1 protein-coding gene is annotated in these 1,160 nt (G+C 69.7%); it reads right to left on the reverse strand.

Annotated elements, in window-relative coordinates; translation table 11 throughout:
* Window positions 1-1,127, reverse strand: a 1,127-nt coding sequence (locus tag ETD86_RS54430; protein WP_246149550.1) for an amino acid adenylation domain-containing protein, incomplete at its 3' end; no start/stop codon positions are given.
* Window positions 1,128-1,160 lie beyond the last annotated feature (33 nt).

The following is a 1,160-nucleotide window of genomic DNA, read 5'->3' on the forward strand; positions in this document are numbered from 1 at the left end:
ACCTGCCCAGCCAGGTAGTCGCGGATCGCGCCGGAGTCGATGCCACCGTTGGCCGACACCACATAGCCGACCAGACGCTTGTCCCCCGGCACATCCTCACGCGCGACGACCACCGCCTGGGCGACCTCGGGATGGGCCAGCAGCGCGGCCTCGACCTCACCCGGCTCAACCCGGAACCCACGGATCTTCACCTGCTCATCCGCCCGCCCGGCGAACACCACCTGCCCATCGGCGGTCCACCTGGCCAGGTCCCCGGTCCGATACATGCGCTCACCCGGCACAAACGGACACGCCACGAACCGCTCACCCGTCAACCCCGGACGACCCACATACCCCCGGGCCAACGAAGCCCCAGCGGCATACAGCTCGCCCACCACCCCGGCCGGAACCGGGTTCAACGCCTCATCCAGCACATACAAGCGGGTGTTGGCGATCGGCGTGCCCACCGGCACCACACCGGACTCCAGCACCTGCGCCGACAGTTCAGTGGTGGCAATCCCGATGGTGGCCTCGGTCGGACCGTAGTGGTTGAACACCCGCCGATCCCCGGCCGCCGCCACCAGGTCAGCCACCCAGCCGGGCGCGGCGGCCTCGCCGCCCAGCACCAGCGACCGGGCGGGCAGGATGCGCTCCATCCCGGCTGCGGCGGTGAGGGCGGCCAGGTGGGAGGGGACGGCCTTGACGTGATCGATGCGGTGCTCGGCCAGATAACCGGCCACCGCTTCGGGATCGGTCACCGCTTCCGGATCCAGCACATGCAGCACACCACCGGTGGCCAGGCTGATGAACACCACCGTGTTCCCCAAGTCGGTCACCTGCGGCTGCAACAACCCATACCGCGTCCCAGTCCCAGACCAGCCCAGCCGATCCGACACCGACCCGACGTAGTTGGCCAGCGACCCATGCGTGACCGCCACACCCTTCGGCGCACCCGTCGACCCCGACGTGTAGATCACATACGCCACGCCGGCCGGATCCACCTCCACCGGCTGCGCGATATCGGCAGAGCCGACCGCCTCCTGCGCGTCATCGAACCAGACCACCGGAACACCCATCGACCCGCCAGCCGGCACCATGCCGGCATCCCGGTCCGCGACCACGACCCGCGCCTGGCTGTCGGCCAGCATGAACGCGATCCGCTCACCCGGCAACCGCCCATC

Source organism: Nonomuraea turkmeniaca (genome assembly GCF_005889735.1).
GTDB classification, from domain to species: Bacteria; Actinomycetota; Actinomycetes; order Streptosporangiales; family Streptosporangiaceae; genus Nonomuraea; species Nonomuraea turkmeniaca.